This is a genomic window from Pseudomonas sp. NBRC 111130, from assembly GCF_001320485.1.
Taxonomy (GTDB): Bacteria; Pseudomonadota; Gammaproteobacteria; order Pseudomonadales; family Pseudomonadaceae; genus Aquipseudomonas; species Aquipseudomonas vlassakiae.
This window is the reverse complement of record NZ_BCBG01000037.1, coordinates 40,382-53,505: the sequence shown is the minus strand read 5'-3', so window position 1 is coordinate 53,505 and position 13,124 is coordinate 40,382. Positions and strand designations below refer to the sequence as shown.

Annotated in this window: 13 protein-coding genes; 1 reads left to right on the top strand and 12 read right to left on the bottom strand. The window is 66.5% G+C overall.

Translation table 11 applies throughout. The features are described 5' to 3' along the window. Positions 1–69 precede the first annotated feature (69 nt). From APH33_RS16995 to APH33_RS16940, 12 genes are read right to left on the bottom strand one after another with little or no spacing between them, the layout of a single operon-like run. Positions 70–729, bottom strand: coding sequence for a general secretion pathway protein GspN (locus APH33_RS16995; protein ID WP_054886260.1), 660 nt, complete (start codon positions 727–729; stop codon positions 70–72). Further along, entirely contained in the window at positions 726–1,112 is a 387-nt protein-coding gene (gspM, locus tag APH33_RS16990) for a type II secretion system protein GspM (protein WP_054886259.1), read from the bottom strand. The genes APH33_RS16995 and gspM overlap by 4 nt, the downstream gene beginning before the upstream one ends. Then, positions 1,109–2,185, bottom strand: coding sequence for a GspL/Epsl periplasmic domain-containing protein (locus APH33_RS16985; RefSeq protein WP_054886258.1), 1,077 nt, complete (start codon positions 2,183–2,185; stop codon positions 1,109–1,111). The genes gspM and APH33_RS16985 overlap by 4 nt, the downstream gene beginning before the upstream one ends. Next, positions 2,182–2,820 carry a type II secretion system protein J gene (locus tag APH33_RS16980; RefSeq protein ID WP_054886257.1) on the bottom strand — a complete coding sequence of 213 codons (639 nt, stop codon included), beginning with the start codon at positions 2,818–2,820 and terminating at the stop codon, positions 2,182–2,184. Before APH33_RS16980 ends, APH33_RS16985 begins: the two co-directional genes overlap by 4 nt. Further along, complete coding sequence (locus tag APH33_RS16975; RefSeq protein WP_054886256.1) at positions 2,817–3,185, bottom strand: type II secretion system protein GspI; 369 nt, start codon at positions 3,183–3,185, stop codon at positions 2,817–2,819. The genes APH33_RS16980 and APH33_RS16975 overlap by 4 nt, the downstream gene beginning before the upstream one ends. Beyond that, on the bottom strand, positions 3,182–3,619 hold the full coding sequence (gspH, locus tag APH33_RS16970; protein WP_054886255.1) for a type II secretion system minor pseudopilin GspH: 438 nt from the start codon (positions 3,617–3,619) through the stop codon (positions 3,182–3,184). The genes APH33_RS16975 and gspH overlap by 4 nt, the downstream gene beginning before the upstream one ends. Before the next feature lie 3 nt (positions 3,620–3,622). Then, positions 3,623–4,057, bottom strand: a complete 435-nt coding sequence (gene gspG / locus APH33_RS16965; RefSeq protein ID WP_054886254.1) for a type II secretion system major pseudopilin GspG — start codon at positions 4,055–4,057, stop codon at positions 3,623–3,625. A gap of 17 nt (positions 4,058–4,074) precedes the next feature. Next, a complete protein-coding gene (gene gspF / locus APH33_RS16960; protein ID WP_054886253.1) occupies positions 4,075–5,277 on the bottom strand; it encodes a type II secretion system inner membrane protein GspF in 1,203 nt (400 codons plus the stop codon). Positions 5,278–5,280: 3 nt separating this feature from the next. Further along, positions 5,281–6,729, bottom strand: coding sequence for a GspE/PulE family protein (locus tag APH33_RS16955; RefSeq protein WP_054886252.1), 1,449 nt, complete (start codon positions 6,727–6,729; stop codon positions 5,281–5,283). Beyond that, entirely contained in the window at positions 6,729–8,663 is a 1,935-nt protein-coding gene (gspD, locus tag APH33_RS16950) for a type II secretion system secretin GspD (protein WP_054886262.1), read from the bottom strand. The genes APH33_RS16955 and gspD overlap by 1 nt, the downstream gene beginning before the upstream one ends. A gap of 21 nt (positions 8,664–8,684) precedes the next feature. Beyond that, positions 8,685–9,110 (bottom strand): pilus assembly protein PilZ, encoded by a 426-nt coding sequence (locus tag APH33_RS16945; RefSeq protein ID WP_156351968.1) that lies wholly within the window; start codon positions 9,108–9,110, stop codon positions 8,685–8,687. Then, positions 9,107–10,747, bottom strand: coding sequence for a hypothetical protein (locus APH33_RS16940; RefSeq protein WP_054886251.1), 1,641 nt, complete (start codon positions 10,745–10,747; stop codon positions 9,107–9,109). Before APH33_RS16940 ends, APH33_RS16945 begins: the two co-directional genes overlap by 4 nt. A gap of 224 nt (positions 10,748–10,971) precedes the next feature. Here APH33_RS16940 and APH33_RS16935 point away from each other — a divergent pair, with 224 nt between their 5' ends. Next, positions 10,972–13,041: a PhoX family phosphatase gene (locus APH33_RS16935; protein ID WP_054886250.1), complete on the top strand. Its 2,070-nt coding sequence runs from the start codon at positions 10,972–10,974 to the stop codon at positions 13,039–13,041. Positions 13,042–13,124: the final 83 nt, after the last annotated feature.

Genomic DNA, 13,124 nt, shown 5'->3' with positions numbered 1-13,124 from the left:
GGCGCTCGATCTCATAGGCGCTGCACCTGTCATGGCGAACACATGGTAGCCCTGACCCAATCCCCCGTCCTACCAACGCACCTCCCGCTGCCCCGTCAGCACTTGCGGCCCCAGCCACTGTGCGCCACGCAGCAACGGCGTCAGCGCTGACCCATCCTGCAAATTGAACATCACTCGCGCCCTGCGCTTCTCCAGGTCCGCTTCCAGCTTCAACTCATGTTCCCCCTGCTGCACCAATATCCCACGCAAGCGCCACCCAGCAGAGCAATCCATCTCCACCCAGCCCTGCCCCAACCCCAGCGACCACGGCTCACTCAAGGCCAGATCCGTCACGCTCACCCGCCCCTCGCTGCTTCGACACTGGCGCCCCGAACCCTGCATGCGCAGCGCGCCTTGCCACTGCCCGGCCAGGCGGTAATCCAACAGTGCCGTCGCCTGAGGCGTCAAAGCGGCGGCCTCCAATTGCCAACGCCAGGGCCAGCCTTCGGCGCGCACCTGCCAGGCTTGGCCCTGGAAACCAATCTGTGCGTTGGCCTGCATGCGCCATGGCTGCAACGTCCAGCGCAGTGGCCCAACCGGCCCCAGTTGCTGGGCCTGGCCTTGCCACACGCTGCCGCTGACATCGAGTGCCGACAGGCCAACGCCGCGCGTCACCCAGGCAGCCGGTAACTCGACCAACAGGCTCAGCGTGAATACCAACCCGCACCACAGCAGCACGCGACGGCTCATGGTTGCATCACCAACTCAAACCGCAGTCCCTTGGCATCCTGCTCCAGCCCCCACTGCAATGGCTGCGCCCCTTCCGCACGCAGGCTCTGTAACCAACCCTGCAACACGCGCTCATCCGCCACCTGCCCCCGCAGTTGCCAGCTTTTGCCTTGCACATCCACATCGGCCAGTTCGATTTGCCGCGACTGGGCTGACTGCCGCAGCCGCTCCAGGCTTACGCCCGGGCCACCCTGCAAGCTTGCAGCCTGCATTGCCAACTCACGCCACTGGCTGAGCTGACGCCACTGCGCCAGGCCTTCGCGCACGACCAGGAAGGCCAGCAGCAAGCCGATCAGCCCCCACGCGAACCACAGCCGATGCCGCTGCATCCAGTCCCGATTCATGAGGCCGCTCCCAGGTCGAACACCACCTGCCCGTTCTGTACCTGCACAGCAGCGCCAACTGCACTGGCCATCTCGGCCCATGGCGGCGCGGCGCCATCGCCGTCCAGGCGCAGGTGCCAGCGTTGCCCATCGAAACGCGCGGCCTGCAGCCGCCAGGCGGGATGCTGGCGCAACCAGGCTTGCAAACGTGCCTGCAGGTCTTCGAGTTGCCGTTCGCGCACTTGCTGTTGCAGCTGGCTTTGCCGCAGGCGCTTGAGAGCCTGCGCCGCATGCCGGGGGCTGGCCTGTTCACGGGTGACCGCCATTACCTGCGCACGCCAGGTCTGCACCTGGCGCCACTGCTGGGTCAGCCACAGGCCGGCCCAAATGCTGGCCAACACCAGGCACGCCGCAACCAGGCGCAGCTGCTGCCGCGACATTCCCGGCAGCGAGCGCGGCTGACGGGGTTGATCGAGCAGGCTGGGCAGGTTGTCGAGCGGTGCCAAGGCAGTTGGCCAAGGACCGGACATAACCCTCTGGGACAGACCCGACCAAGGTTGCGGAGGCAGCTCGCCAAAGGCAGTGGGCCAGGCCAACCAATGCTCCGGCCCGTCCTCCACCCGCCCTTTGCACAGCACTAATTCCGGCGTGCGCTGCCACTGCCAGGCACTGCCCGGCTCGGGCGTCGGCAGCAACTGGAACTCGGCCCAGCAGCAATCCACCTGCAGGCCCCATTCGGCACATTGCTCACGCCATGGCCCCAGCAACTGCCGCTCTACCGCCATCAGGCGTAACTGCCCCGCCTGACGCGACAGGCAAGCACACAGGATTTCATCCGGGTTCTGCAGCAAGCGGTCTTCCAGCAAAAGCGGCCACTCGTCACGCTTGAGACCCGGCGGTGCCGCCAGTTGAAACTGGCTAGAGCATTCCCCGGGAACGATCAGCGCCACCCGTGCTTGCAAGTTCGCCGGGGGCTCACCCTGCCCTTGGCGATGGGCGCTACCCACCTCGACCAGCAACCAGTCCCAGACCTCACCCGGGCGCAGCAACAACCAGGGTCGAACTGGCGCAGTTCGGCGCCATTCAAACTTCATGAGCGCCCCCAGGGGAGAACAAAGGTGCAGACATACGGTGCTCCATCACGCTGCAATTCCAGGCGCACGCCACGACCTGGGTGCGCGGGTTGGTCGGAGGGCCAGGGCAGCCAGCGGCCACCCTGGTGGTAAAGCACATTGATCGCGCTGACCTGCGGCAGTTGCTCGCGCAATTCCCAGCGCGGCTCGCTGGCGGCGTACAGATCCGCCGACGTTTCCAGCAGCAGGCGTTGGTCGCGCGCATCGAAACGCAGACGCTGGCGTTGCAGGCGCGAACCGCCCTCGGCCTCGGGCAAGGCGGCGGCGGCCACCCAAAGCAACTGCTGGCGGTCGGCCTGCCAGTCTAGCCAGCGACTGGCCAAGGGCAGGCGCTGCTCGTACAGCTGGCGCAGCACCGGGCTGTCGAAGCGCCGCTCCAGGGCCAGGCAGAACTCCAGCACGCTGGATTCCTGCGTATTCACCTGCAACCGCTCGCGCACCTTGAGCCAGCCATTGACCAGCGCCGAGAGCATGACCCCGAGCAGCGCGGTCAGGGCCATGGCCACCATCAGTTCGATCAGGGTCAAACCTGCCTGGCGTCGCTTTGTGGGCTGATACTGGCCCCCTGGGGAAGCTACGCGACCTTTGTCCGTCATGGCTGCTCCAGAAAAACGGTGTACTGGCCCAGCGGCAGGCGCTGGTCGCGGTCGGCATACAGCAGCAATTCACCCCGCCGCAAATCGCGCACACCGGTGCGGCGCAGCTGCATCTGCCAGTGGCAGGCCTGGCCACCTTGTTCAAGTACGCCATTGACCTGGTTGCTGGCTGGCCAGTATTGCTCGACGGTGAAGCGCGCCTGCAGCTCGCGGGCGCACAGCACGCCCAGACGATGCTGCTGCACGTTGCTCTGTACCGCCAGGCGCTGGCGCAACACCTGGCTGGTGATGACCGCCAGCACCGCGGCGATCGCCAGGGCCACGGTCACTTCCAGCAAGGTGAACCCGCACTGCCGGCGTTTCATGGCGCCATCATCACGCGCAACTGGCCGTCGCGGCCCCACTCCCAACGCTGGCTGCCGCCGGCCCAGCGCCAGCTCACCGAACCCGGCTGCGCCCAGCCCTGCGGGGTGAACAGCACACGCGGCTGGGGGCTGGCCGGCCAGTCCGGGCGCAGGCCTTTTGGCCAGTCAGCCGGGGCGCCTGCCTCGACCACCCAGCCAGCCCGTTCACGGCGCACGAACTCAGGCCGCTGGCCGGTCCAACGCAGCCCGCGCAGCTGCCCGGCGTGCCGAGCCAGCGCGGCCTGGGTGCGGGTTTGCCAAGCCAGGCGCTGCAGAGCCTGATCGACGCTGGACTTGCTGCTGTCGAGCCAGGCCACCGCCATGCTGGTCATGAGCCCTGCGATGGCCAGTACCACAAGCAATTCGAGCAAACTGAAGCCGCGCTGGCCTGGCATACGTCAGAGCGCCCAGTTGCCCAGGTCGGCATCCTGGCCTTCGCCACCGGGCACGCCATCGGCCCCCAGCGAATACACATCGACCCGCCCATGTTCACCGGGCATGCGGTACTGGTACGGGGTGCCCCAAGGGTCTTCCGGCAGGCGGCGTACGTAACCGTCGCTACGCCAGCTGCGTGGCAGCGGTTCCTGGGTCGGCTTCTTTACCAGGGCGGCCAGGCCCTGTTCGTTGCTGGGGAAGCGCAGGTTGTCCAGGCGATACATGTCCAGCGCCTGTTCCAAGGTCGCCAGGTCGGCCATGACCTTCTGTTTCATGGCCTTGTCCTGGTTGCCCAGCACGCTGGGCGCGACCACGGCGATCAGCAGGCCGATGATGAAGATCACCACCATGATTTCCATCAAGGTAAAGCCCCGCTGGCGGTTGCGTCGTTGCTGCATCGAAGTGCTCCTTGTGTTCACAATTGCAGGCCCTGGTTGAGTTGCATGATCGGTAACAGCACCGCCAGTACGATGAACAGCACCACGGCGCCCATCACCAGAATCATCAGCGGTTCGAAAAGCGCCATGGCGGTGTCTACCTGGCGGGCGAAGCCGCGCTCCTGGTCGTCGGCAACGCGTTCGAGCATGTCGGGCAAGGTACCGCTGGCCTCGCCACTGGCGACCATGTTCACCAGCAGCGGCGGAAACTGCTGGCTGACATCCAGGGCCCGGTGCAGGCTGGTGCCGCCCTGCACTTGCTGGCGCACCTGGTCCATGGCCAGGCGAATGCGCCGGTTGCCGACGGTCTCGGTTGCCACCTGCAGGGCTTCGAGCAGGGCCACGCCACTGCTGCAGAGGATCGCCAGGCTGCGTGCCAGGCGGGCGCTTTCCAGCACCTGCAGCAACACGCCGAGACGCGGCAGGCGTAGCAGCAGTTCATCACGGCGCAGGCACCAGTGCGGCTTGCGCAGCAGCCAGCTACCCAGCACGCCGGACAGCAGCGCCAGCCCCAGTAACCACGGGCCGGCATGCACCAGCCCCTGGCTCAGGCCGATCAGCAGCGAAGTGATCAACGGCAGGCTTTGACCCGCGTGGGCGAACTGCTCGGTGAGTTTGGGCACGACGAAGGTCATCAGGCCAACCACCACCGCCAGCGACACGCCCATCAAAACGCAGGGGTAGATCAGCGCGGTGCGCGCCTTGTGTTGTTGGCGTTGCACCTGTTCAAGGTGATCGGCCAGGCGGGTCAGCACCTGGGCCAGGCGGCCAGAGCGCTCGCCGGCCTCGACCAGCGCGCAATACAAACCGGTGAACGGCGCGCCTTGCCGGGCGAGGCTGCGGGCCAGCCCGAGGCCTTCGGCGAGCGAGCCGCGCAGGGCCACCAGCACGGCATGCAGGGCCGGTTCGCGCAGCTGGCGTTCCAGCGTGGCCAGGGCATCGACCAGGGGGATACCCGCGCCGGTCAGCGTCGCCAACTGGCGCGTCAGCTCGCACAACTGCGCACGGCTCAGGCGCTGACGGCGCGGTTGCCGGCTGCCGGCCTCATGGCGTTGTAGCTGGCGCGGGAACAAGCCTTGCTCGCGCAGCAACTGGCGCGCATGGCGTTCGCTGTCGGCCTGCAGGCTGGCCTTGTGGGTCTTGCCGGCGAGGTCGACAGCCTGGTAACGGAAGGTCGGCATCGGTCAGCCCTGTACCACGCGCAGCACTTCGGCCAGGCTGGTTTCGCCGCGAGCCAGGCAGTCGCTGGCCATCGCCACCAGGCTTTGCCGGCGCTCGGCCAGGTAGCCCTGCATGGCCAGTTCACTGGCGCCGTCGTACAGCAGGCCGACCAGGCCGGCGTCCAGCTCGATGAATTCGTAGAGCCCCAGGCGCCCGACATAACCACTGCCCTGGCACTGCGCGCAACCGACCGCGTGATAGCTGCTGTGCAGCGCTGCCAGCTCCGGCCAGAGGGCGCGTTCGGCCGCTTGCAGTGGCTGCGCAACAGCGCACTGGCACAGGCGCCTGACCAGGCGCTGGGCCAGTACGCCGCGCAGGCACGAGGCGATCAGGAACGGTTCGATGCCCATGTCGCGCAGGCGCGTGACGGCGCCCACCGCGCTGTTGGTGTGCAGCGTCGACAGTACCAGGTGGCCGGTCAGGCTGGCCTGCACGGCGATCTGCGCGGTTTCCTGATCGCGGATCTCCCCGAGCATGATCACGTCCGGGTCCTGGCGCAGAATGGCCCGCAGGCCGCTGGCGAAGGTCAGCCCGGCGCGCGGGTTGATGGCGGTCTGGCCGATGCCGGCAATGGCGTATTCGACCGGGTCTTCGACGGTGAGGATATTGCGGCTGCCGTCGTTGAGGCTGTTGAGGCTGGCGTACAGCGTAGTGGTCTTGCCCGAGCCAGTCGGGCCGGTGGACAGTACGATGCCGTTGGGCCGCGCCAGGCAGCTGCGCAGGCCCTGCAGCACGGCGGCAGGCATGCCCAGGTTGGCCAGCGCCAGCAAGCTGGCCTGCTTGTCGAGCACCCGCATCACCACGCGCTCGCCATGAATGCCGGGCAACGTCGACACCCGCACGTCCACTTCCCGGCCGGCTGCGCGCAAGGTGATGCGGCCATCCTGGGGCTGGCGCTTTTCGGCGATGTCCAGCCGCGCCATGACCTTGATCCGCGACACCAGCATCGCCGACAGTGCCCGCGGCGGGCGCAGCACCTCGCGCAGGTGGCCGTCGACGCGCAAGCGCACCACCAGGCTCTGTTCGAAGGTTTCGATATGGATATCCGACGCACGCAGGCGCAGCGCCTGGCCGAACAGGCCGTTGATCAGGCGGATCACCGGGGCTTCGTCATCGCTTTCGAGCAGGTCTTCGATGCGCGGCATTTCGCTCATCAGGCTGTCCAGGTCGACCTGTTCACCAATGCCTTCGATCAGCGCTTCGGTTGCCCCCGCGCCTGCCTCGTAAAGCTGGCCAAGACGCTCATCGAACGCCGCAGGCTCCAGGTACTCCAGCACCACCGGCCGGCCATGCACGCGCAGCAACTCCTGCAATTGGTCGCTGTCGGCATCGCGGCGCAACCACAGGCGCCAGCCTTGCTCGGCCGGCGCCATGGCCAGCCCGGCCTGGCGGGCCAGGCGATAAGGCAGCATCACCAGTTGCCACCTTCGAGGCGCGCGCGGCTGGCGGGGAACACCTGCAGCAACGGGGTCCCTTCGGCCAGGCCGGGCAACTGCAACGGCGTGGTCTGCTGCAGGGTGCGGTACTTGTCTTCACTGAGGCCGGCAAGGCTTGGTCCGTCACGGAGGATGCGCGGGCGGATGAACACCATCAGGTTCTGCTTGGTGTTCTTGCTGGCATCGGAACGGAACAGCCGCCCCAGATAAGGAATGTCACCGAGCAACGGCACACGCTGGTCACTGGTGCTGAGCTCGTCGCTGATCAGGCCGCCGAGGATGACCAGGCCATTGTCCTCGACCATGACCTTGGTCTTGATCTCGCGCTTGTTGGTGATCACGTCGCTGGCAGCGCGGGATTCGGCGATCGACGAAACTTCCTGAACGATGTCCAGGCGCACGCTGTTGTCGACGTTGATCTGTGGCTTGATGCGCAGCTTCACCCCCACTTCCTTGCGCTCGATGGTCTGGTAGGGGTTGGTGTTGTTCTGGGTCACCGAGCCGGTCACGAACGGCACCTCCTGGCCGACCAGGATCGACGCTTCGGCGTTGTCCAGGGTCAGCAGGGTGGGCGTCGACAGCAGGTTGAAGCCGCTCTTGCCCTTGAGTGCATTGATCAGCATGGCAAAGTTGAAACCGCCGCCGATGTGGCCGAAGCCGGCAATGGCGCCCGTAGTGGAGGACAGCAGCTCGCCGAGTGCCTCGTTGTCACCACTGGCCGCCGCACCTGCGATGTTGGCGATGTTCACGCCGTTGCTGCCAAAGTTGACGATGCCGGCACCGAACTTCTCATCGGCGAACAGCCACTGCACACCCAGTTCCTGGGCACGGATGTCGGACACCTCGGCGATGATCGCCTCGACCACCACCTGGGCACGGCGGATGTCCAGCTGCTCGACGATGGAGCGATAGGCTGCCAGTTCGCTGTCGGGGCCGACCATGACCACGGCGTTGGTGCCCTCCTCGTATTCCAGGCGGATGCCGGAATCGCTGGCAGCCGCCATCACCGGCCGCGCCTTGCCCTCCCCTTCGCCAGCCGCTTCGCCGGGTACCGCGCCTTCCTGGCCAAGGCCACGCAGCACCTTGACCACTTCTGCGGCATTGGCGTGGCGCAGGTACATGACCTGGGTGTTGCTGCTGTGCTGGTTGTCGCTGGGGCGGTCGAGCTGGCCGAGCAACGCCCGCACCCGGTCAGTGCTGCCACGTACCAGCAAGGCATTGCTGCGCGGGTCGGCGACCACTTGGGTGCTGTCGGCGCCCTGTTCGCGGGCCAGCAGGCGGGTGAGCAGCTGCGCGGTGTCGGCAGCGCTGGCGTGGCGCAATGGCATGACCTGCAGCGGCTCGTCGCTCACCTGGTCGAGCTGGCGCAGCAGGCTGTCGATACGTTCAAGGTTGCTGCGCCAGTCGGTCACCACCAACAGGTTGGCTGCCGGATACGGCGTGATCACCCCGACCCTGGGGTCGATCAGCGGCTTGAGGATGCCAAGCATCTGCTCGCTGGCGGCATTGCGCACATTGAACACCCGGGTGGCCACGCCGTCGCTGCCTGCGCTCGGTTTGCCAACGGGTTCGACCGGCACCGGCTCCAGGCGCGCAGCCTGGTCGGGGACGATCTTGACGCTGCCGTTGGGCAGGTCGACAGCCGCGTAGCCCTGGGCACGCAGCTGGGCGAGAAAGATGTCGTAGATGGCATCGGCGTCGTGGCGGTCGACGGTGCGCACGGTGACCTTGCCCTTGACCCGCGGGTCGACGATGAAGGTGGTGCCGGTGATGCGCGACACGCTGTCGATGAACTCGCCCAGCTCGGTGTCGACGAAGTTCACCTCGTACAGCGGTGTGCCGCTTTCATCGAAGGTTTCCGGCTCTTCTGCCCCGGCGAGAGACAGGCACAGGCTCAAGGCTGCGGCCATGCAGTATCTGGCAAACATCATTCATCCTTGCCGCTTGAAGCCGGTCACGACAGGGCGTGGCGGCCAGGGCAGGCGCTCGCGCCGCCCCTGGTTGTCGAAAATCAGGCCATCGGCATCGATGTCCTGCAATACGATGCCCGGTGCCAGGCGTTGACCGCGGCCGAGGGTGCGAACCTGCTGGCCATAGCGCAGCACCACCACGCTGGCCGACAACGGCTGGGCCTTGAGGCCCCCGAGGTACTGCAACGGCAGGCGGGTGATGGCAATCGCGCCGTCATCGACCGCTGGCTGCCAGTGACCGATCAGCAGGCCAGGTAGCGGTGTGGTGGCGACCTGCGCCGGGCTGGCCGGTTGCGGCTGGCGGCTCAGTTGCAACACGCACTGGGCGGCCAGCCAGCCGGCCAGGGTCAGCAGGCCGCCAGTCATCAGGCGTGAAGCCCGGCTCACGAAACGGCCTGCCGCGGGTGCCAGCCTGGGTGACCCTGCACGTAGCGCACCTCGGGCAATGGCAACGACGCCAGTTGCCAATCGGTCTTCTGCCGCGCCAGCCAGGCCTCGACCCGCTGCCACAGCGGCTCGCCCGCCCGGGCTTCGAATTGCAGGCCAAAGGTGCGGCACAAACCCTGCACCGCGTCGATACCGCTCACGCGCTTGCCTTGCGGGCTGTAGCTGACACGCCAGGCCTGGCCCTGCCAACGCGGCAGGTCCTGGCTGTTGTCGAGCAGCAAGGGGTCGCCGAACAGTTGCTCGGCTGCGTTCTCCAGCACTTGTTCAACTTGCCGGGCCGGGGCCTCGACGACGGGTGCCGGGTAGCCACCGGTCAGGCTGATCAAGTGCTCGCGAGTGATCGCCTCGCCTGCCGCCAGGGGGTAGTCGTAGCGCAGACCCGGCAGCAGCACAGGCAGGCTGCTGTCATCGGCCAAGGCTTGGTGCAGCAGGCGGTCCCAGCTACCACCACGGGTATCGCGCCGCCACAAGGCCTGCGGCGCACGCGCCAGTGGCTGGTCGAGCCACGCTGCGTGGCCGGCCCGTTGCTGGCGCAGCTCACCCTGCAGTTGGCTGGCGCGCATCTGCGCTGCAGGCGACAGGTAGCGTGCAAACGCCGGGAAGAACTGCCCGTCGAACTGCCAATGCCCAGCCACCTGCTTGCAGCGCAGACGAAATGCGCCACTGCCGCGGCATCCGGCAAACAGCACAGGCACCCGACGGCCGCTGGCCTGGGTGGCTTGAACCGGTACCGGCCACAGGTCCTGACCACGGGCACAGAGCAGTACATCGGCTTCGACCAGTCGCTCGGCCAGCCAAAGGCCCGGCCCGGTGCCGACATCGGCCATCGCCACCACCAGGTCAGCCTCGCGCCGCGCCTGCTCGAAGGTCGGCAGCAGTGACTGGTACCACTGTTTGAGCGAGCCCTTCTGGTCTTGTGCATAAGGGTCAGTGACACCGACCACGGCGATCCGGGCAGCGCCGCGCTCGAACACCTGCAGAGGCTCCAGGCCCAACGACTTGCGCTGCTCTTGAGCCAACCCGGCAGCAAGGGTGACAGCGCCAGACTGGCGGTAGAGCGCCGCGCTACGCTGGGGCCAGAGCACGCGTTCATCGCTGCTGACCCGCGCTTCGCTGCCCAGCAACTGACTGCCCTGCACGCCGCTTTCGCCCTGGGTCAGGTAGGCCAGGCCGCTACCGTTCCAGCCCTGGCCGTTCTCCAGGGTCAGGCTGTTGCCCGGCCCGGCTTCGTTGCGCAATTGCTCCAGCAGCGCACCCAGCACCGCATAGCCGCCAAGCGTTGCGCCCGCCGCCTGGTTCGCATCGAGCAAGGGTGCCAGTTGCGGATGTGCCAGGCTGGCACTGGCACCGGTCATCCACGGTGCCCGGCCCAGCTGGCTGACCGGGCCCAGGCGCGTGGCTGGCACGACCGGCAAACCGGGCTGGCGGGCATCGAGGGTGTCAGCGACGTACAACAGATCCACACTGGCGCTGCCGCCACGTTGGCCTGGCAATGCGGAACAGGCGCCGAGCAACGGCGCCAGCGCACCGACACCCATCCAGCTGATCAATTCGCGCCTGTTAACACTGCTCGCCATCGGGCCCGCCATCCTTATCCGAGTTCTCGTTGGGCCCCGGATGTTGCGGCGTTGGCATGACAGTTTGATGTCAAAAATCCGACAGACATTCCAAATTGATCTGTCTGATTTTGAAATAAGAACTTACAGTTTTAAAAACCCGTTCATATTTCTGCCAATGAATCATCACAGTAGCGCCCTAAAGTCGCGGTTTCCTCTAACTCAGCCACTACAAGGACATCCTGATGAGTCGAGATACCGGCGATAACCTGGACCGCAACCAGAGCGGCAACCTGCCGATGGCCAGCGTGATGGACGCCTACCTGAGCCGTCGTAGCGTGATGCGTGGCAGCCTGGGCGCCGCCATAGCCATGATCGCCGGTACCGGCCTGACTGGCTGTTTCGACAGTGGTGGCGGTTCCGATGACGATCCAGCACCGCAACCGCCGGTAACCGAGCCGACCGAACCGGAAGTCCCGAAACTGGCCCTGGGCTTCCAGTCCATCGCCGGCTCGCGCACCGACGCCTGCGTCGTCGCCGCCGGTTACAGCGCCTACGTGCTGGCGCCTTGGGGCACGCCGCTGAACAGCAACGCCAGCCCGTGGAAAGCGGACGGCAGCAACACCTCGACCGACCAGGCCAACGCCATGGGCATGCACCACGACGGCATGCACTTCTTCCCGATCAACGGCAGCTCCGAAGACGGCCTGCTGGCGATCAACTTCGAGTACATCGACACCGCGGCCTTGCACCCCAACGGGCCGACTACCGATGCCAGTGGCAAGCGCCCGGCCGAAGAAGTGCGCAAGGAAATCAACGCCCACGGCGCCGGTGTGGTGCGCCTGCAGAAGGTCAACGGCCGCTGGCAGGTGGTCGACAACGACCCGCTCAACCGCCGCTTCACCACCGCTTCGCGCATGGAGCTGACCGGCCCGCTGCGGGGTACCGACCACGTCAAGACCAAGTACTCGGTCGATGGCACCCACTGCCGCGGCACCAACAACAACTGCGGCAATGGCTACACCCCGTGGGGCACCTACCTGACCTGCGAAGAGAACTGGCCGGGCATCTTCGTCAACAAGGGCACCCGCCCCGAAGACCAGCGCCGCATCGGCGTGGGCACCTCCAGTGGCCAGTACAAGTGGGAAAGCGCTGCCGGTGACAGCAGCGAAGTGGCCGATGAATTCGCCCGCTTCGACGTCACCGTCAAAGGTGCCAGCGCCACCGACGACTACCGCAACGAAGCCAGCACCTATGGCTACATCGTCGAGATCGACCCGTACAACAGCAGCACCCTGGCCACCAAGCGCACCGCCCTGGGCCGCTTCCGCCACGAAGGCTGCTGCCCGGGCCTGCCGGTGGTCGGCAAGCCGCTGGTCTGGTACATGGGCGACGACTCCAACAACGAATACCTGTACAAGTGGGTTTCCACCGCCGTCTGGGATGCCGCCGACGCCAACCCGGCCGACCGCCTGGCCACCGGGGCCAAGTACCTGGACCAAGGCAAGCTGTACGTTGCCCGCTTCAATGCCGACGGCACCGGCGTGTGGCTGCTGCTCGACGTGAACACCGCCACCACCGGCGGCAGCACCCTCGGTGCGCTGTACGGCGACCTTGCCGGCATCATTCTCAACACCCGGGGTGCCGGTGATGCAGTAGGCGCCACGCCCATGGACCGGCCGGAGTGGACCGCCGTCAACCCGCTCAACGGCGATGCCTACCTGACCCTGACCAACAACAGCGCGCGCACCCCGGAAAAGGTCGATGCAGCGAACCCGCGCGGCCCGAACCGCCACGGCCACATCATTCGCTGGCACGACAGCGACGACCAGCTGAGCTTCACCTGGGACATCTTCGTGTTCGGCGCCAACGCTGCAGGTACCGCCGACATCAACCGCTCCGGCCTGACCGAACTCAACCAGTTCGCCAGCCCCGACGGCATGAGCTTCGATAGCCGTGGCGTGCTGTGGTTCGAGACCGACAACGGCGAAACCACGCTCACCGACTACACCAACGACCAGCTGCTGGCGGTGATCCCCACCGACCTGGTCGATGCCAGCGGCAAGCAGGTGCCGATCAATGCCCAGAACCAGACGGCCCTGCGCCGCTTCTTCGTCGGGCCGAACGGTTGCGAGGTGACCGGCATCAGCTTCACGCCGGACAACAAGACGATGTTCATCAACATCCAGCACCCGGATAACTGGCCGTATACCGACAAGGCGACCGATGCGACTCCGGCAGGGACCAAGGTCAGGCCACGTGCGACGACGGTGGTGATCCAGCGGGATGATGGTGGGGAAATCGGTACTGCTTGATTCCATGCCGGTCAGCCAGCCTTGTGCTGGCTGTACCGGCCACTTCGCGGGCTTGCCCGCTCCCACAGGTGTTGCACATCCTT

What these genes read in the sequence shown, in the direction of transcription:
- APH33_RS16995 (WP_054886260.1), bottom strand. Translation starts at nt 729, where the DNA reads ATGAGCCGTCGCGTGCTGCTGTGGTGCGGGTTGGTATTCACGCTGAGC.
- gspM (WP_054886259.1), bottom strand. Translation starts at nt 1,112, where the DNA reads ATGAATCGGGACTGGATGCAGCGGCATCGGCTGTGGTTCGCGTGGGGG.
- APH33_RS16985 (WP_054886258.1), bottom strand. Translation starts at nt 2,185, where the DNA reads ATGAAGTTTGAATGGCGCCGAACTGCGCCAGTTCGACCCTGGTTGTTG.
- APH33_RS16980 (WP_054886257.1), bottom strand. Translation starts at nt 2,820, where the DNA reads ATGACGGACAAAGGTCGCGTAGCTTCCCCAGGGGGCCAGTATCAGCCC.
- APH33_RS16975 (WP_054886256.1), bottom strand. Translation starts at nt 3,185, where the DNA reads ATGAAACGCCGGCAGTGCGGGTTCACCTTGCTGGAAGTGACCGTGGCC.
- gspH (WP_054886255.1), bottom strand. Translation starts at nt 3,619, where the DNA reads ATGCCAGGCCAGCGCGGCTTCAGTTTGCTCGAATTGCTTGTGGTACTG.
- gspG (WP_054886254.1), bottom strand. Translation starts at nt 4,057, where the DNA reads ATGCAGCAACGACGCAACCGCCAGCGGGGCTTTACCTTGATGGAAATC.
- gspF (WP_054886253.1), bottom strand. Translation starts at nt 5,277, where the DNA reads ATGCCGACCTTCCGTTACCAGGCTGTCGACCTCGCCGGCAAGACCCAC.
- APH33_RS16955 (WP_054886252.1), bottom strand. Translation starts at nt 6,729, where the DNA reads ATGCTGCCTTATCGCCTGGCCCGCCAGGCCGGGCTGGCCATGGCGCCG.
- gspD (WP_054886262.1), bottom strand. Translation starts at nt 8,663, where the DNA reads ATGGCCGCAGCCTTGAGCCTGTGCCTGTCTCTCGCCGGGGCAGAAGAG.
- APH33_RS16940 (WP_054886251.1), bottom strand. Translation starts at nt 10,747, where the DNA reads ATGGCGAGCAGTGTTAACAGGCGCGAATTGATCAGCTGGATGGGTGTC.
- APH33_RS16935 (WP_054886250.1), top strand. Translation starts at nt 10,972, where the DNA reads ATGAGTCGAGATACCGGCGATAACCTGGACCGCAACCAGAGCGGCAAC.